Genomic DNA, 20,680 nt, shown 5'->3' on the forward strand with positions numbered 1-20,680 from the left:
TAATTAGCACTTGAGCATATAAAGTGCTAGAATTATGATATGATATATAAAGAGAAATTAATAAAGGAGTGAGGGTATGAAAATAAATAAAATACCTGTTGTTGTAACTAGAGGTATAGTGTTATTTCCTACAAATTTAAAAGTTGTAGAGTTCGGTAGAGAAAAAAGTAAGTTAAGTATCAAAAAAGCTGAACAAGATTTTGATAGTAAAGTTATTGTTGTTTCTCAAAAAGTTCCTTTAGATGAAAATCCTTCTATAGATAAATTATTTGAAATAGGTTGCTTAGCTAAATCTAGTGTTAAAAAAGTATGAAAAGATGGTACATTATCAACAGAATTAGAATTTATTTCAAAAGTTAAAATTGACAATTTTATTGAAGAAGACGGAATTTTATATGCAGAAGCTACAGTTTTAGAAGATCAAGTACCAACAACTGATCAAGAGAAAAATAAAATCAAAGAATTAATTTTACAATTAGGTAGAGTTACTTCAAGAAACATAAATGAATTTGAAGAAGCTATTAAAAAAGATGATTGAAATAATGTTAATGAACTAATATATGGTTTAGCTGACAAGGCTTCATTTATACCATTACCAATGAAGATTAAAATATTAGAATCAATTTCATTAGAAGAAAAAATCAATTTATTAAAAGACTTATTAAAAGATAGAAGTAAAGCTCAAGCTGCAACTGGAGATGCATTATCAGTAGAAACTGAAATTAATAAAAAATTAAAAGACAAAATGGACAAACAACAAAAAGAATATTATCTAAGAGAAAAAATGAGAATCATTAAAGAAGAATTAGATGATGAAGACTCAGATAGAAGTCAATTAGATAAATATAAAAAACGTTTAGAAACTGAACCATTCCCAGAAAATGTTAAAGAAAAAATTTTATCTTCAATTAGAAGAATCGAAACAATGCAACCTGGTAGTGCCGAAGTAAATGTTGAAAGAAATTATGTTGATTGAATGATGTCAATTCCATGATGAGAACAATCTGAAGACATTGCTGATTTAAAATATGCACAAGAAGTTTTAAACAAACATCATTTTGGATTAAAAAAAGTAAAAGAAAGAATTATTGAATATCTTGCTGTTAAACAAAAAACTAAAACTCTAAAAGGTCCGATTATTACATTAGTAGGTCCTCCTGGGGTTGGTAAGACTAGTTTAGCTAAATCAATTGCTGAAGCTTTAGGTAAAAAATTCGTTAAAGTTTCACTTGGTGGAGTTAAGGATGAATCAGAAATTAGAGGACATAGAAAAACTTATGTAGGTTCAATGCCTGGACGTGTTATTCAAGCAATGAAACGTGCAAAAGTTAAAAATCCTCTATTCTTATTAGATGAAATTGATAAAATGGCAAGTGATCAAAGAGGAGATCCTGCTTCAGCTATGTTAGAGGTTTTAGATCCAGAACAAAACAAAGAATTCTCAGATCACTACATTGAAGAACCTTATGACTTAAGCACTGTTATGTTTATTGCTACAGCGAACTATCCAGAAAATATTCCTGAAGCATTATATGACAGAATGGAAATCATCAATTTATCTAGTTATACTGAATTAGAAAAAATGCACATCGCAAAAGACTACTTAACACCAAAAATCTTAGAAGAAGACCAATTAACAGAAGAAGAATTGAAATTTACTGATGAAGCTTATGATGAAATGATCAAGTACTACACAAGAGAAGCTGGTGTAAGACAATTAGAAAGATGAATTTCAACAATAGCTAGAAAATTTATCGTTAAGTTATTAAATGGTGAAGTTAAAAATCTTGTTGTTGATAGAAAAGTTGTTAATGAATATTTAGGTAAACATATTTTTGAACATACTTCAAAACAAGATGATTCTCAAGTTGGAGTAGTTACTGGATTAGCATATACTCAATTTGGTGGAGATATTTTACCAATAGAAGTAAGTATCTATCCAGGAAAAGGAAATCTAACTTTAACTGGTAAACTTGGTGAAGTGATGAAAGAATCAGCAACAATTGCATTAACTTATGTTAAATCAAATTATGAAAAATTTGGAATTGATAAAGATGCATTCAAAGATGTTGATATTCATATTCACGTTCCTGAAGGAGCTGTTCCAAAAGACGGACCAAGTGCTGGTATTACATTAACTACAGCATTAATCTCGGCGTTAACTAAAAAACCAGTTTCAAAAGAAATAGGAATGACAGGAGAAATTACATTAAGAGGAAATGTTCTGCCGATTGGTGGATTACGTGAAAAATCTATTTCAGCATCAAGAAGTGGATTAAAACACATTCTAATTCCTTTTAAAAATCAAAAAGATCTTGATGATGTTCCAAAAGAAGTACAAGACGTATTAAAAATAACTCCAGTTTCAAAATATGAAGAAGTATTTGATATAGTTTTTAAAAAATAATTAATTAGGTTGGTTTATCCGACCTTTTTATTACTTTAAAAGTATTAAAATTAAATTATAATTAGGAGATTTAATATGAATAAACCATTATCATTTTTATTAAGACCAAAAAGTGTTAAAGAAATTATAGGTCAATCTCATATTTTAAAAGAAAATGGACTAATTAATAAAATGATTAAAAATAATTATTGTACTTCATTAATCTTTTTTGGTCCAAGTGGAGTAGGTAAAACTAGTTTTGCAATTAGTTTAGCAAATGATTTAAATATTGAATATGAACTTTTTAATGCTAGTTATGATAAAAAAGAAAAATTGGTAAAAATTATTGATAAAGCTTTATCAAAAGATAGATTTATTGTAATTATTGATGAGATACACCGTTTGAATAAAGATAAGCAAGATATTTTATTAGAATACATGGAAAAAGGAAATATTTATGTGTTTTCTACAACAACAGAAAATCCATTTTTTGTAATTAATCCAGCTTTAAGAAGTAGAAGTTTATTAATACAATTAAAATCAATTTCTTCTCAAGAAATGTTTGAATATGCAAAACAATTAATTAGCGAAAATAAAATATCAGTGAATATAAATGATGAAGCACTAAATTATTTAAGCGAAATTTGTGTTGGTGATGTTCGAAGTTTTTTAAATTCTTTAGAATTAATTCAAACTCTTTATCAAGATGAATTTATTGATATTAAACAAATTAAAATGATATTAACAATGTCTAAAAATTCTGATTCAGCATATGGTGATGAATTTCATGATTTAAAATCTGCTTTACAAAAATCAATTAGAGGAAGTGATGTTGATGCTTCTTTATATTATTTTTCTAGATTAATTGAATTAGGTGATTATGAAACATTAATGAGAAGAATGGTAATTATGGCTTATGAAGATATTGGTATGGCAAATCCTACAATACCAAGTAGAGTTGTACAATCTACAATTGCTTTTAGACAAATCGGTATGCCTGAAGGAATTATTATTTTAGGATTATCTATTGTTGAAATGGCATTAAGTCCAAAATCAAATTCAGCTTACTTAGCTACAAAAAAAGCTCATCAAATGGTTTTAAATGGTGAAATTTATGATATTCCAAAACACTTAAAAGATACTCATTATAAATCTGCTAAAAAACTAGGAAACGGGATAGGTTATAAATATCCTCATGATTATAAAAACTCTTGAGTTGAACAACAATATTTACCTAATGAAATAAAAAACATTAAATTTTACGAACCTAAAAATTCTGTTTATGAAGCTAAGGTTTATGAACTTTACAATAAGATGAAAAGTAAGAAATAAAAAAACTTTCTCAATTGAGAAAGTTTTTCTTTTTAATCTTTTAATTCGATCTTTTTAAATTTTCAAGATTCATTAATATCAGTACTATTTGAAACTTCTATATTATATTTTTTATCACCATAAGACATTTCATATTTTATGGTCACTATTTCTGAAGGATTATTTATATCTCCTTCAACATTTAAAAATTTAGTTTTTCATTTATTTTGATCAAGCGAACCTGATAAATTATCTTTTTCATACTTAGCAATTGATTCGTTTGTAAATCAACTAACTAAATCTTGATATGATTGAATTAAAGCTTTAGTTGTTGTTCTAGTAGTGTTTGTGTCTAAATCTTGTTTTGGATCACGATGTCCAAATAATCAAGATAGTGCTTCTAGAATTGATTTTTCAACAAATTTATCTTTATTATTAGGATTAAACCCTAACATTATAGTTCCAGCTAAAGCGTATTTTTTATTCTCTATTGCTTCTTGAATTTGTTTTACATCTTGATCTGCTAGTACATTATTGTCAATTTTTAATTTAACCTCATCAAAGTTATTTTCGGTTAAACCTAGTAAAGTAACAATAGTAGAAATTGAATTATTAGTTTTAAATGATTGACCATTTTGTTCTTTAGTTTTAAAACTTAAAGTTATGTTTGGATTAAATATTCTATCAACTAAAGCGTTAATGTTTAATAAATTAAGAATGTATTTTATTTCTTTATCATCTACTTTGAAATAACTACATATATCATCTATTAATTCACGAATTGTTTTATCTCTTAATCCATATAAGAATTGAAGTCCATCAATACCTTTATCTTTATTTATTTTTTTAGCTACAAAATCAATAATTCTATCTAGTTTTACATTTAATGCAGTTTTTATATTCGGTAAGATTTCTATTATTTCATCAGGTATGAAATCAGCACCTTTTATTTCGTTTATTAACGCAAAAACATCATTAAAGAAGTGTTTTCCTTTATATAGTGCTAGATAGGGATTATCTAAAAATTCCAATCATCCTGAGCTATTTAAGAATGTTGCTATTTTATCTGCATTTAAAATGGTACCAGATATCCCTGTAAAGAAAAGAACAAATTTTGCTAAGCCCTCTAGTTCACCATATTTCTTTTTAAATTGATTATCTTTTGCTTGGTCTACTAAATCTTTTTGAAAAGCAGGAAGAATTCCTTCAAAAACTTCTTTTTGAACTAGAAATTTTACAATAGGTTTTAATATTTCTGGTAATTGAACTTTAGTTAATATATCGATATCACTGACTCTTTGATAAAAATTCGAAAATACAGGCGCTTTTCTTATATCATTTTCATCAGGTGATCCAAATAATAAAACCAGAACTTTTTGAAGATTATAACCATTTTCATCTGTTGTTAATCTACTTCTTATAAAGTTTAATATTGATTTTATGTTAATAGAATTAATGTTTTGTTTTATTTTATTAATATCTTTATTAAATTCTTTATAAACATCTTCTATTTTTAAATCTAATACTTCTTTTAAGAAATCTGAATTACTTTTTGTTGTACTGAAAATGTTAGTTTGACTAAATTTTTTGTAATTTTCAGGTGTTATTTGTTCTTCTTTAGATTCAATTGCTTTTTGATAAACAGCAATTGCTTTTAACAAATCAATACCTTTTTTTGCAACATTCATTCAATCTATAGATTGTTCTTTTCCTGCTTCATGTTTAATGATGATTGAATCTCAAAACACTTTTGAAGCATTAGATAAAATATCAGATATTTTAGTTTTATTTTTTACATTATCTAATCAAGCAGGTTTATCTGTTGCGTGTTTTAACAATTCATAAACAATATATAACGTATTAGATTTATTATTTTCTTTTGTTGTATCTGTAAATTTATTTAATGTATTAATTAAATCTGAAAGAACTGTTTTTCCATCTTTTTTAGTGAAAGCTGTTGATTCTAATAAACCGTTTTTATCTGCTAAAAGATTACCAATTAATGAACCTTGTTGTTGAGCAGTTATATCATCAGAAGCAATAGCTAAACCACCAGAAATTAAAGTTAATGTTGAAATTAAACTATTACTTGTTGTTTTTGTTTTATTATCGTTTCAGTTAAATTTCGGAGTTTTTGGAGTAGAAATTTTAGGCATTACATTTTTTAATGTTTCAGTTCATTTTTTATTAGATAAATCACCAAACATAGATTTAAATTGATTCTCATATGTTAACTTATCATCTTTTCTTTTGTTTTTATCTAATACAAATTTATTCATTAAATTTAATGATTGACCTTTGAATAAATCTTTAATTTCAGTTTGAGCAAATGTTTGAAGTGAATAATCAGTACTAATATTTCCAAAACTTTGATCTTCATTATCAGAACTAGATAAAATTGCAGATTGAGCAGCGATTGATGAAATGTCCATGTACATTTTCATTTGATTTGTTACATTGTATGCAAAGTTTCTTGTATATGTACATGATATTGTACTTATTGATGATATTAAAAGACTTGTTGTAGTTAAAACTGATATCAGTTTTTTCATTGCTCGCTCACCTCAAATATTAGTAAAATTATTTTTCAATCTATTTCATATTATAACATACAAATAATAGTTAAATGCTTGTAATATCAGCTATATAAAACTAGTTCTAATAATAAATATTTAATCAACAATAACACTAATAATAATTCACACAATAACAAAATTTAATTGGAACTATATTGTATATATTTTGTTTTTAAAATGTTATTATTGTAAGGTATAACTTCTAAAAAAAGGGTTGAGAAAAGATGAATAAAAACATTACTAATTTTTTCTTACTTTTAAAGCAGGGTGTTAAAGGTGTATTTAAATTTAGAATACAATTTACTATCATTTTACTGCTTTCTTTTTTAGCGTCTTTTATTTTATCGACTTCAATCACTTTAAGTTCTCGTATAGATAATACATATAATAATATAGTTAACAATGTTAAAAAATTTGATCACATAAGTTCTAATCAAATAAGTATTAATTCTCAAGATGCAACTGATACAACTGATAGATCAATTTTTCCTTTATTAGATTTAGTATCTGATAATTCATATTACAATAAAAAAACTAATGATAAAAATACTTCATTTTTAAATTTCGTTTTAAATGAAAAAGCTTTACAAAATACTGATAACAAAAAAACTTTAATAACTGAAATGTTTGCTGATAAAGTATTTGCAAGTTTTTTTAAAGATATAACTACTTTTGATGAAAGTAATAAAACAAATGCCTCAGTTTGAAGTTGACAACTAACTTTTTATGCTACTCAATTTGCTTTTAATAAATATAATGAGTTAATAAAAAATAATCAAAATGTTGATTATTTAAAAGATACAGTTATTGGTAGATATATTTTAAATACATCAGATACAAAAAAATTCAATGATATTATCAACAAAATTAATGAAATCGAAGTTAAAGGTTTTGATAAAAATTGATCTACTTCAAAAGAAGGTCAAAAAAAGGTTATAGAACTTTTTAATACTTTTTCAAATGAAGAAAAAGAATTTTTTTCTTATATTTATGCTTCAATTCACACTCTTATTGAATATATAAGTAAAAAAATATATTTAGAAATTTTTAATCCTATAGTTGATAAGTTTGAAAAATCTAATAAAAAATTAGACCATAAGGGTAACGATTTTTATAATTTTTTAGTCGGAAGAGATATCAAAGATATTGATGGTAATTTCAAAACTGATGATCATTTCAATGGTACACCTGAAGGATTTAGTTGAATCATTAATGACAAAAACAAACCTTATTTAAATAATTTTGAAATAGATAAAACAGTTATAAAAGAAAATGAGTACAAAATCATCACAAAAGATTCTAATGTTGATGATCAAATCAAAAAAATAGGTATGAGAGGAATGACTGATATAGTTATTGCTGATACTTTAAAAGATCAATCAAACAATAAAACAGTTGTAACAAATATTGAACCTAAAGTTAATGACTTTTCACTATTCAAATTAATCACTAATAATGGTCAATCAAAATCATTGACTAAAAAAGTTAATATTTACCATCAAACTAGACCCATTTTTAGTGGTGCTCTGTTAGATTCAATTGATAATCACGTTTCTAAACCTAACAGTATTATCCATGACAATGTTGATTTTATTCATGATTGTTGATTGGCTCATTTAAGATACACTGCTTTAGCTAGTGGATATGATATTAGTTTTAGAAGAGAAATTTTTACTTATGATTATATTTCAAATACTAGATTTAGAATGGTATTTTTAGATGACAATAGAACTGAATCAAACACAACAAATCTAACTATTTTAAATAAAAATGCTGGAGCTAGAATGCCACGTTATGGTGAAGTTTTAATTTCAGAACAATACGCATTAGAACATAATTATAAAATTGGTGATCAAATTAAAGTTGAATCAGCTAATTTAACAATTACTGGATATGCAACTGACACTTATTCATTTTTCCCTTCAACTGATCCAGATTTTCCTATTCCTCAATCTAAATTAGGAGCAGTAATTTATGCAGGATCACAAACAATTAAAAATATATTAAGTGGTACTTCTACAACAAAATCTAATGAAACTTCAAAAGGTTATGAGATGAGTTTTTTAAGAAGAAATAAAAATTTTAATATTGAAACTTCAAAAAACTTATTTAATGCATTTCAATTGAATGACGTTACTAGAATTTATGATTCAGTAGTTAGTCAACAAAGTAAAGGAAAAACTCAATTTAATACTTGATTAAGTTTAACTGATTTTAACAGTTCAAATCTAAGATTTAACTGAACTATTGAACCTAAAGTTATTCGTACTTATCAAATAATTACCTTAGTTTCAGCGATTGTAGTTTCAGTAATTGCAGTTGTTGCTTTAATAATCTGTATTAGAAAAACTATTCATTTTAATGCAAAACAAATTGGTATTTTAAAAGCACTAGGAACAGAACCTTTAATGATATCTGTAACTTATTTATCTTATTCATTAATTATTATTTCAACAGTTGTTCCTTTAGGATGAGTTTTAGGATTAGTTACTCAGTCTGGATTTATTCATCTATTCATTAATTACTTCAGCCTTCCATTATATCAATTTACTATTGAACCGATTTCATTAATAGTTTCATTAATTATTTTTGGATTGATTGGTGGAGCAGTTTCACTTTTAACTTCTTATTTAATTACAAAACAAAGTGTTATAGATATTTTAAAAGTAACTCAAAAATGATCTTCATCTAAATTAATTAATCGCTTGAAAAATTCATGATTTAAAAAAGCTAAATTCCCAACTAAATTTAGTTTAACTTTAGCAAGTTCTGGTAAGAAAAATATTATTTTACTTTCTACAGTTGTTGGAGTTTCAACTTTTGTTATTTCAACAGGACTAGCTATTCCTTCAATTGCATTTACTACTAAAAAAGCATATTACAATAGTATTAAATATGCTAATGAGTACAAATTTTTAGATGATGTTACTAACTCACCTTTAACTAAAAAATCTATTACTTACTGACATGGTCAAGATCATTTAGATAAAGATATAAAAAGTATTAAAATTGGTCCTGATGTTTTAGATTATTATTCAGATCCATCATTTTATGCATCCAGTTCATATGATGTTACACCTTTTTCTAAATATGTTTATTCAGGTGAAAACAAGCTTAACTGAACTTTATTAAGACTACTTAGAACTGATATTGATAAATTCAGTAAAGAAGCTAAAACAAAAATTACAACAAATAATTTAACAACAAACAATGAAATTAAAACTAATGAAGCTAAACCTGCAACAGATTCAACTGGACTTGATTTAATCTTTACTGAATTTTTTGGTAACAATTTATATAACGTTGTAGGTTCACAATTTTCAGTTGGAGTTATCGATCAGATATTAGGAATAATTTTAAACTCTAAATATAACTTATTTGCAGATAAAAAAACTTCTGAAAATTGAGATGATTTAAATAAATCTCTTACTTTTAAAAATACTACAAATAATATAACTATTATGGCTTCTCAAGTTATTACATCTTTATTAGGACGACAAGGTGGTTCAAGTAATGGTGATTGAAAAGACAGACTTTTAGATGCTATTAAATTAGGATTACCTCCTTATGTAAATTCTTTCTTACAAAAGAGTCTTTCAAGAAAAGAACAATTTGCAATTGGATATAACATTGACAAAATTATTCCTAAAAAAGAAACACCTTCAACTGTAGTTGATGCTAATGCTACATTTAATAATAAAAATATAGATATTTCTTTCACTGGAATTGCTGATAATCAAACTGCATTTGAATTTAAAAAGCGTGCTAATGATAAATTATTTGTTGACTATCCAACTTTACTAGAAATTCAAAAAGCATTTTTAGGAACTCAAACTGACAATATAGTTGATCAAAATACTAAATTTAAATATTATGATAAACAAACTAATACTTTAAATATTCCAATCATTCCAAACAAACAAGCTGCTGCTTTTTATGGATTATCTAAGAAAAAAACTATTGAAAATATCTCAACATCAAACCAACATTTCTTTATAAAAACTAATAAAGAACAAGGATATATTCCTATTCCTAAATATGCATGAATTTATGATGATAGTAACTTTATAAATTCTGATTATTATAAAAATAATTTAGAAAAAGATTATGGTTCAAAAATTCAAAATCATAGAATTGGAAGAGAAGGAGTTACTTCTGCTGATAAAGCTAGATGATTAGATCCTTATAACTTAGATAACAATAAAATCACTTTTAAAATTCAATATGAAAATGATTTAAAAGATAATACAAGCACAGTTATAAAAGATCAAAAATTAAAAAAAGATTCTTATATGTTTGATGATTTTATTTATAATGATGAATTTAACGGTATTGAATCTTCTTATATTAGACCTTATTATGAATATAAAAATATTCAATTATATATTCCTCAATCATTTATTAATGTTGATGATATTATTAATGCAAATAATAGTTCTAAAAAAGATCTAAATATATCTGATGAAGAAAAATGATACAGAAAAGATATACCAGCAAAAGAAGTTGCTAAAAGTGTAAAAAATGCTTGATCTATTAAAGAAAATAGTGATGAAAAATTCTTAATGATTAGACCTTATGATTTAAGATATACTTTCACAAGTGATAAAGTAGCTAAAACAGGAGCGGATAACTTCTTATCAAAACCATTAAACTGAATTACAAAATCAACAAGTTCAGCTAACAGAAGTGGAATAGATGTTGCTATTATGCAAAAAAATACTAAAGTTAATTACCAAAATAGTGATTTAAAAATTAAAGCAACACCTGTTGATGTGCTTGATTCATATAACGGTAAATTAACTCTTGTAGATCAAGGTTTAGCTAACTTAGTAATGGATTATTCATTAGGTAAAAAAATAGGAATTAAAGATAACTTATTTAATAAAACAGATGGTGTCATAAAAGCTGGAGAAAAAGATGGAAATGATATAATTTCAGCTTTCGATAGATATGAATTTAATCAGATTTCAAAATTCTCAAATCCTGGTGATAAGTTCTTTGAAACTATGAAATTTGTTGATGGAGATATTTTTAAAGAATCACAAATGATGTGACATAATTCAAAATACTCAAATGTTGCATCTGAACCTTTAGAATTAACTAGTGGTATAAGTTTTGTTCCACCAATTTGATATAACGGATCTTATTTAATTGGTACTGGTTCAGCTGGTCCTAGTCAATCATTTGATATTGGATCAATGGTTAAAAATCAAACATTGTTAGAAACTTCAAAACAACTTATTGATCAAGTTACATTTATCGCTATATCAATAGGTATGTTATTAATTATTACAGTTATTGTTACTTCAGCATTACTTGTTATGTTAATTGGAGATATTTATGTTTCTCAATATCAACAGTTTATGACTCTGATGAAGGCTTTAGGTTATTCAACATTTTCAATTAATAAGTATGCATTTGGAACAGTATCAATATTAAGTTTATTAGTCTGAGTAGGTTCAACAATTCTGACTTGATCAATAATATCAATAGTAATTACGATCATTACAAGACTTGGTTTTGCGATTCCATATGGATTTGCATTATGAACTTTATTTACAAGTATAGCAATTGTAGGAATTTCATTTGTTGGTTCACTTCTAGTTTCATCAAATAAAATTAGAAAGAAAAAACCGGCGTCATTATTAAAAGAAACAACAGACTAATAGTAAAAGTTAAACAATTTTGTTTAGCTTTTTTATTATAATTAGAATAAATAGAAAAGAGATTAGAATATGAAAAAAATTATTATGTATTTAAATCCTGGTTTTGAAGAAACAGAAGCAGTTAGTGTTTGTGATATTTTAAAACGTGCTGATATTCAAGTTGATATTGTTTCAACAATTGATGAATTAGAAGTAACTGGAGCTCATAATATTACTATTAAAGCTGATAAATTATGAAAAGATATTAATATTAATGATTATGATGGAATGTTTTTACCTGGTGGAAGTGGAGTTATGAGTTTAGTTGGAAATCAACGTATGCTTGATGAAATTTTACATTTCAATAGCCAAAATAAATTAATCGCTTCAATTTGTGCAGCTCCTCAAATTATTGGTCAAACTAAATTATTAGATAGTAAAAATGTTAGTTACTTTCCAGGATGTAATCAATTTTTAGAAAATAGTAATTATGTCAAAAAAGCTTTTGCAACTGAAAATAATATTATTACAGGAGCAAGTATGGGATCAGCTATTTTATTTGGATTAGAACTTGTTAGATATTTAAAAGGTGAGCAAATAAGTCAACAATTAGAAAATAATTTAGTAATTTTAGGTAAATAAATTAAAAACACTTCTAATACATTATTAGAGGTGATTTTTATTAAACTTGTAAAACAAACTCAAAATAATGATTGTTCAATAGCGTGTTTAGCTATGGTTATTAATTATTATTACAATCAAAATTATGATGTAGATCGTCTTAAAGTAGAAAACAATTATAATGATGAATCTTTAAGTTTTTTTGATATTAATAATTTAAGCGAAAAATACTTTTTAAAAACAACAGCACTAGAAATAGAACAAGACTTAGAACAAGTTGATCAACAAATTTATTTAGCTCAAGTTGTTAATCAAACAGGAATGATGCATTTTGTTGTTGTTGAAAAACAAAAAGATTTTTTAATAGTTTATGATCCAAGTAAAACTAAAAAAGAAAAATTTACTTATAATGATTTTTATAAAATTTTTACAGGCTATATTCTAGTTTTTAAATCTAATAAAAGACAATTTCTAGCAAATTATAATCATATAAAATCTATTTTTTATAATTTCAATTTAACTTGTATTGCTTATATTTTAATTAATCTATTTTCAGTGTTATTAGTGGTTTTAGAAATGAGATTTTTATATATTTATTCATCATCATTTCTCAACAAAAATAATTCTATTTCCATTTATCTTTACTTTTTATTTATATTTTTAATTAACATAACTATTGGTGAAATTTCAAAAATACTTTTAAACAGTTTATATAAGAAAAATAAAGCTAAAAAAACGAAACTATTTTATAACTATCTAATTGAAAACAACACTAAATTAGATCTAGTTAACAGTTATAGTGAAATTAGATTTCTATCTAGTTTTGAAACACTTAATTTTTTAAGTTTAATTTCAAGTTTTATAAGTTCAATTGTAATTTTATCTGCAGTTTATTATGTTAATAAAACTATATTTTTAGTATTATTAGTTTTTGATTTAATATGATTAACAATCAGTTTTATTTATAAATTAGTTACTGAAAACAAATCAATAGAAAATAAAGAAACTAATTTCATATCTAGTTTATTTAATAAAAACGCTTTATTTGATAAAGACAATATTTTTAAAACAATAGAATCTTTAGATCAAACTAAACTAGATATTTTAAATGTGTGTTTTTCAATAGTTGAAAAGATAAGTTTATTAGTTATTTATTTTGTTAGTTGAGAATTATTAAAGTTTAACTATTTAGAATTTAGTTTACTTATTATTGTGATTTTATTTAAATCAATTCATAGTAACGATCTAAAAAAAGTAATTTATTTTGTAGAAAATTATTCTAAATATAAACAAATAGCAACTAAGTTTAAAAACTATGATACTAAAATTGAATATCAAGAATTTGAAAATATTAACAGTTTTGAATTAAAAGATTTATCAACTGATAAATACTTTATTTTCAATAATAAAATTAATGTTATTTCAAATGAATATAAACTAAATTTATTAACTAAAGATATTAATCAAATTGATCATATTTTAGTTTTAATAAATGATTTAAATATTAAAAATATTTCAAAACTTTCTCTTAAAAAACATATTAAAAATTTAGATGATATTAATATTAATTATTCAACAATTTTTCAAAATATTATTGTTGATGGTAATAAAGAAAATATCTTTGAATATGAAATTATTAAAAATCTTCTAACTAAATATAATATAAATTTAATCAAAATAATAAATAGTCATGATCTGAATAAAAAAGAATCTGAAATTATTAAATTACTAAGAATTTTTTATCTAAACAGTCAATATATTTTATTGAAAGATGATTTTGAAATTCTAGAAAAACAAGATATAGAAAATGTTTTAAAATTATTTGAAAATTATAATTCTAATACAAGATTGATTACAACTTTTAACTATACTCAAGTATAATTAAGTCATTAAAGGAAGTTGTTTTATGTTAGAGATTAATTATTTTAATAATACAGAAGTTGATATGAAAAACTGAGAAAATTTTGGGTTAAAAATCTTAACAAAAGCTTATGAGTTTTTCAAATTTGATTATGATGTTGAATTATCTATTACTTTTGTTGATGATATAGAAGCTCAACAAATAAATAAACAATATAGAAATCATTCTTATATTGCTGATGTTACTAGTTTTCCTGTTGAAATGACAGATCAAGAAATAAAAACATTAGGCTTTAGAGAATTAGGAGACATTTTTATTAATTTAACAGAAGCTGAAAGAAAAAGTGCTAAATACAATCATACTATCGATCAAGAAATGGGATTTTTATTCGTTCATGGTTTTTTACACTTATTAGGTTATGATCATGAATTGGAAGATGAAGAAGCTGTTATGTTTGATCTACAGGATAAAATTTTAAAATTATCAAACATAGAATATGAAATTAAATTTACAGAAGATGATTATTTAGAAGTGGAGAATGAACATGAATAATTTTAAATCAGGATTTGTTTCAATTATTGGAAGACCAAATGTTGGAAAATCTACATTATTAAATAGAATAATGAAACAAAAAATCTCAATTGTTACTAATAAAGCTCAAACAACAAGAAATAACATTAAAGGAATTTATACAAAGCCCAATCAATATCAAATTGTTTTTATTGATACTCCTGGAGTTCATACTAGTAAAAAACAACTAGATAGATTTATGAATTCTAGTGCTTTAAAAAGTACAAAAGACGTTGATGTATTATTGTTTTTAGCACCAGCTGATGAAGTGATTGGTAAAAATGATATGTTTTTATTAAAACAAATTCAAAATGTTGAAACTAATAAAATTTTAGTTATTACTAAAGCTGATAGTGTTTCAAAAGAACAACTTATTCAAAAAGCTAGTGAGTGAAATACCTATCAAAATCAATTTGATGAAATTATTATTACAAGTAGTTTAGAAAATATTAATATCGATAAATTATTAGATTTAATTGTTAAGTATTTACCAGAAACTAATTTCCAATTTTATGATGATGATACAGTTACAGATCAACCAGAACGTTTTACAATAAGAGAAATTATAAGAGAAAGTATCTTATTAAAAACTGGACAAGAAGTTCCACATAGTGTTGCAATTTTAATTGATCAATTAGAAAAAAATGAAGATGAAATTAATATAGTTGCAACAATTGTGGTTGAAAGACAATCTCAAAAAGGAATTATTATTGGTAAACAAGGTTCAAAAATTTCTGATATTAGATATAAATCAAAAAAACAATTACAAGAAATTTTTGAAAAACCAGTTAATTTAGAACTATTTGTTAAAGTTCAAGAAAACTGAAGAAACTCAGCAAGTTTAATTAAAAAAATGGGTTATGACAAGGATAAATACTAATGAGTGAAAAAATCATTCAAGCTATTGTTTTAGATAGTTTTGATTATCAAGATTTTGATAAAATAGTCACAGTTTATTCTAATTTGTATGGAAAATTAAGTTTTGTTAGTCTTGGAGTTAATAAAAGTGTAAGTAAAAATAAATATTCTATTAATTACTTATCTTTATCTGAATTTGAAATATTTAAATCAAGAAATAAGTTCAATTTATCTAAATTAAAAAAAGGTGTTTTAATAGATTCTCACTTAAATATAACTAAAGATTACAATTTGTATTTATATGCAAATATCATAACTTCACTAGTAAATACTTTAGATAATAATGTTAAGAATTTTAAACTATTTAATATGTTAAAAACTTCTATTGATATTATTAATAAAAATCCAAGCCAAGCTTTTAAAACAACAGTACTATTTATGTTTTATTTTTTAAATTTTATCGGTCATAAATTAGATTTATCTAATTGTGGCTTTTGTAATTTAAAAGATGATATAGTTGCGATTAATTTTAATAATTATTGTATGGTTTGTCGATATTGTTATTATAATGACTCTATTTTTATTAATAACAATCTAGCTAGTTATTTAAGATTTATTTCAAATAATAATTTTAATCAAGCAATAGAAAGAAAAGTTGAAGAAAATTATTTAATGATATTAGCCAAGTTTTTATTAAATTATTATAAAGATCAAGTTGGTATATTTACAAATAGTATGTATGAGTTAAGTAAGTATAAAGAATTTGATGATTCGGTATTTATTAATCAAATCTTAGATTCTCAATTTTAAATTAATTAGCTAGAAAATTTGAATAGATTTTGAATGTAATATAATCAAATAGTAATAAAAGCTTTTAAAGGAGAAATTATGAAAATATTTGAATTACTTAAAAAACTATTTGTAAAAGAAAATGTTCAAGTTAAAAATGATCCTAACCAATCAAAAATAAGTATTACAAGCTCAACAAACAATCAAAATATAGATATTTTATTAAACTCTGAATATATCAAAAAAAGAGCGGAATTAGATTCTGAAAAAGAATTTAAATTAAAAGTTATTGAAAATAAACAAGACGTTTTATCTAGAATAATTGAAATTAAAAATGAATATAAAAAATGTGAAAAATGCCAAGATATTTATCAGAAAAATATTAAAGATATGAAACTTAAATTGTCTAAATTAAATAATTATATTGATAGCAATTTTGGTTTTTTAAATGAGTATGAAGATTATAAAAAATATATGTTTGCTGATAATAGTAAAATTTATTCTTCAACTGATGATACTGCTGCTGAAGATTTAGTTAAATTTTTAGAATCATATTTAAAATCATACACTGAATATAAAACAAGTTATTTTATTGCTTGTGATGATCATAAAAATATTAATCAAGAACAAGAAATTTTAGAATCAAAACTAAAAGATCTTAACAAATTAATAAAATAATATTTGTCTATTTTATAATTTAACTTTTCAAAAAACCTGTTTGTTATTATTACGAAAGCCAATTATCAAAATAATTGGTGTTTCACCATTCTATAAAATGCTATAATAAATAAGATATATTTTAATTTGATTTTGAGTTTATTAAAAGGAGATAGCTATGACAAAAACAATAGAGGAAATGATTAACCATTTAAAATCTCAAGGTTTTGTTTTCCAAGGTTCTGAAATATATGGAGGATTAGCAAATAGTTGAGATTATGGTCCTTTAGGTGTTGAAGTTAAAAATAAATTAAAAAAAGCATGATGAGACTTTTTTGTTAAAAGAAATCCTTTAAACGTAGGATTAGATAGTTCAATAATCTTAAATCCTAATGTGTGAAAAACTTCTGGACATATTGATGGTTTTAACGATCCATTAATTGATTGTAAAAATTGTAGAAGTAGATGAAGAGCTGATAAATTAATTGAAGAATTTGATCCATCAGTAAATGCTGGAAGTATGGATAATATTCAATTAGAAGAATTTATTAGTAAACATAAAATTGCTTGTGCTAAATGTAATAAAACTGATTTTACATCAATTAGACAGTTTGCTTTAATGTTTAAAACTAGTCAAGGTGTTATAGAAGATGAATCTTCAACTGTTTATTTAAGACCAGAAACTGCACAAGGTATTTTTATTAATTTTAAAAATGCACAAAGAAGTACTAGAAGAAAATTACCATTTGGAATAGGTCAAATCGGTAAATCATTTAGAAATGAAATTACTCCTGGAAATTTCATTTTCAGAACAAGAGAATTTGAACAAATGGAATTAGAATTTTTCTTTGATCCAATTGATAGTACTGATTGATTTAAATACTGAAGTGAACAAGTTGAGAAATTTTTAGTTGAAAAAATAAAATTTGATAAACAAAATTACAGAATAAGAGAACATGAAAAAGATGAATTAGCTCACTATTCAAAACAAACAAGTGATGTTGAATATAAATTCCCATTTGGTTGAGGAGAATTATGAGGTATTTCTCATCGTGGTGATTTTGATTTAAATGCACACCAACAAGCAACAGGTGAAGATTTAACAGTTTTAGATTCAACAACTAATAAAAAAGTTCTTCCACATGTTATAGAGCCAAGTGTTGGTGTTGAAAGAATGATGTTAGCTGTATTTTGAGAATCATTTAACATTGAACAATTAGATGAAAATAACTCAAGAGTTGTTATGAAATTACCTTACACTTTAGTTCCTTATCAAGTTGCTGTTACACCTTTATCAAAACAGTTAAATGATAATGCTAAAGAATTATTTAATGAATTATTACAAGATTTCGATGCAACTTATGATGATACAGGAAACATTGGAAAACGTTATAGACGTCAAGATGCAATTGGAACACCATTTGTCATTACTTATGATTTTGAAAGTTTAGAAGATCAAAAAGTAACAGTTAGAAATAGAGATACAATGCAACAAACAAGAGTTGCTATAAAAGATTTAAAACAATTTTTAAATGAACAATTTAAATAAAAACTTAACAATCAGTTAAATATAGGGGTGGTTTGGCAAATGAAAATGTTATCAAATCAAAAAATAGATGATATTGTAAATAAAGTTGATATCGTTTCTATAATTTCTTCGTATGTTAATTTAGTTAAAAAAGGAAGAAATTATATGTGCATTTGTCCTTTTCATGATGATTCAAACCCTTCTTTAACAATTTCACCTGAAAAAAGAATTTATAAATGTTTTAGTTGTGGTGCTAGTGGAAATGTAATTAATTTCGTAAAAGAGTATGAAAAAATAGATTTCATTTCTGCAGTTAAAAAAATTTGTGATATTTCAAATATAGAATTAGAAGAATTAAAAGATTATAAAACTCCTAAAATAGATCCTGAAATAGAAATGATTTTTAAAATCAATAATGAAGCTAATGAAATTTTTAAAGTAACGTTATTTTCTAGTTTAGGCCAAGATGCAATAAAATATTTAAATCAAAGAAATATTTCACTTGATGAAATTAAGAAATTTGAAATTGGATTTGCTTCTAAAAAAACTAATTTAGTTCAAAAATTATTAGAAAAAGGTTATTCAGCTTTAGATATTGAAAAAGCAGGTCTAGGAATAATTGAAAAAGAATTTACAAAAGATTATTTTGTTGATAGAATTATTTTTCCTATCAAAGATGAAGAAAATAACATTATAGGTTTTAGTGCAAGAAGTTATACAAGTGGTGTTGAACCTAAATATTTAAACAGTAAAGAAAATAAAGTTTTTAAAAAATCTAAACTTGCATACAACGTTTCTACAGCATTAAAATCAAGCCGAATGAATAAAAAAATTATTGTTTTAGAAGGATTTATGGATGTTATTGCTCTTTGTAGAATTCAAATCAATAATGCTATTGCAATAATGGGAACCAGTTTAAGTCAGCATCATATTCAAATATTTAAAAAACACAACTTAGATGTTTTGATGTTTTTAGATGGAGATAAACCTGGAGTTAAAGCTAATCTAAAAGCTAGTCAAGAATTATTAAAATCAGGATTAAATATCTATATAGTTAACAACCAAACTAATCAAGATCCAGATGAATTAATTAATTCAAATAAAATTGATTATGTAAAAAATATTATAGATAATGCTGTTCATCCAATAGATTATGCTATTGATAAGTTATGAGAATTTACTAATAAAAACGATCCGATTGAAGTTGAAAATTTTATAAAACAAATTTATCAATTTTCAAGATTAATAAAAAGTGATGTTTTAAAAGAAATGGCTATTAACAAGGTTTGCAAAAAAACTAATTTATCTTTAGACACTATTAAAAGTATTTGACAAATTAATGTAAAACAAAATGATAGTCACGTTGTTAAAAACTCACAAACAAATAAAAATAATATTATAATCAACAAGAAACAAAATAATATTATTAGCAAAAAAGACATATATGCAAAACAAGCATTAATGGCAGAAGAAAAAATCTTTGTTTCTTTATTACATAGTGATGAATTTATAAATGAAATAAATTTTAATATTGATAAAATGATAAATCCAGACATTAAACATGCAACAAGTACTTTAATTAGTCTTTATAATTCAGATATATATAAAGGTCACAATGCAAGACAAGCACTAGATTTATTAAAAGAATACAATATTTTAGACTTTAATGAAAAACAAGAAAAAATAATCAACGATGATATGTTAATGAAACCGATTAAGAAAAAAGGTTTAGAAGATGCTTTTGCAAAAATAGAATCTTTTAGAACTTTGCTTCAAGTTGAAGAATTAAAAGAAAAAATGCATAAAGCAAGCACAGATGATAAAAAGAAAATTTACGCAAGCATTCAAAGGCTTGTTAAAAGTAATAAGAGGGGCTAA

12 protein-coding genes are annotated in these 20,680 nt (G+C 24.0%); 11 read left to right on the forward strand and 1 reads right to left on the reverse strand.

Annotated elements, in window-relative coordinates; translation table 4 throughout:
• The first annotated feature begins 76 nt into the window (after positions 1-76).
• Together lon and MYE_RS01540 are read left to right on the forward strand one after the other, a co-directional pair.
• Positions 77-2,407 carry an endopeptidase La gene (gene lon, locus MYE_RS01535; protein ID WP_004427053.1) on the forward strand — a complete coding sequence of 777 codons (2,331 nt, stop codon included), beginning with the start codon at positions 77-79 and terminating at the stop codon, positions 2,405-2,407.
• A 75-nt stretch (positions 2,408-2,482) separates the two neighbouring features.
• Positions 2,483-3,718 (forward strand): replication-associated recombination protein A, encoded by a 1,236-nt coding sequence (locus MYE_RS01540; protein WP_042733249.1) that lies wholly within the window; start codon positions 2,483-2,485, stop codon positions 3,716-3,718.
• A gap of 32 nt (positions 3,719-3,750) precedes the next feature.
• Here MYE_RS01540 and MYE_RS01545 read toward each other — a convergent pair whose 3' ends face one another.
• On the reverse strand, positions 3,751-6,249 hold the full coding sequence (locus tag MYE_RS01545) for an MOLPALP family lipoprotein (protein ID WP_042733250.1): 2,499 nt from the start codon (positions 6,247-6,249) through the stop codon (positions 3,751-3,753).
• Positions 6,250-6,497: 248 nt separating this feature from the next.
• On the opposite strand from MYE_RS01545, the gene MYE_RS01550 reads away from it, so the two are divergent.
• The 9 genes from MYE_RS01550 to dnaG all read left to right on the forward strand — a co-directional run bounded on the left by MYE_RS01550 (position 6,498) and on the right by dnaG (position 20,680).
• Positions 6,498-11,939: an ABC transporter permease gene (locus tag MYE_RS01550; protein WP_042733251.1), complete on the forward strand. Its 5,442-nt coding sequence runs from the start codon at positions 6,498-6,500 to the stop codon at positions 11,937-11,939.
• A 69-nt stretch (positions 11,940-12,008) separates the two neighbouring features.
• Positions 12,009-12,560 (forward strand): DJ-1 family glyoxalase III, encoded by a 552-nt coding sequence (locus MYE_RS01555; protein ID WP_042733252.1) that lies wholly within the window; start codon positions 12,009-12,011, stop codon positions 12,558-12,560.
• A gap of 30 nt (positions 12,561-12,590) precedes the next feature.
• A complete protein-coding gene (locus MYE_RS01560; RefSeq protein WP_042733253.1) occupies positions 12,591-14,420 on the forward strand; it encodes a cysteine peptidase family C39 domain-containing protein in 1,830 nt (609 codons plus the stop codon).
• A gap of 25 nt (positions 14,421-14,445) precedes the next feature.
• Positions 14,446-14,952, forward strand: coding sequence for an rRNA maturation RNase YbeY (ybeY, locus tag MYE_RS01565; RefSeq protein WP_042733254.1), 507 nt, complete (start codon positions 14,446-14,448; stop codon positions 14,950-14,952).
• The gene (gene era, locus MYE_RS01570) at positions 14,945-15,850 is read left to right on the forward strand and encodes a GTPase Era (protein ID WP_042733255.1); all 906 of its coding nucleotides are present in this window, start codon (positions 14,945-14,947) and stop codon (positions 15,848-15,850) included. The genes ybeY and era overlap by 8 nt, the downstream gene beginning before the upstream one ends.
• Positions 15,850-16,638: a DNA repair protein RecO gene (gene recO / locus MYE_RS01575; protein WP_042733256.1), complete on the forward strand. Its 789-nt coding sequence runs from the start codon at positions 15,850-15,852 to the stop codon at positions 16,636-16,638. Before era ends, recO begins: the two co-directional genes overlap by 1 nt.
• A gap of 78 nt (positions 16,639-16,716) precedes the next feature.
• Positions 16,717-17,295, forward strand: a complete 579-nt coding sequence (locus MYE_RS01580) for a hypothetical protein (protein ID WP_042733257.1) — start codon at positions 16,717-16,719, stop codon at positions 17,293-17,295.
• Positions 17,296-17,452: 157 nt separating this feature from the next.
• On the forward strand, positions 17,453-18,823 hold the full coding sequence (locus tag MYE_RS01585; protein ID WP_042733258.1) for a glycine--tRNA ligase: 1,371 nt from the start codon (positions 17,453-17,455) through the stop codon (positions 18,821-18,823).
• 39 nt (positions 18,824-18,862) lie between these two features.
• Positions 18,863-20,680, forward strand: a complete 1,818-nt coding sequence (dnaG, locus tag MYE_RS01590; RefSeq protein ID WP_042733259.1) for a DNA primase — start codon at positions 18,863-18,865, stop codon at positions 20,678-20,680.

Source organism: Mycoplasma yeatsii GM274B, assembly GCF_000875755.1.
GTDB lineage: Bacteria > Bacillota_I > Bacilli_A > Mycoplasmatales > Mycoplasmataceae > Mycoplasma > Mycoplasma yeatsii.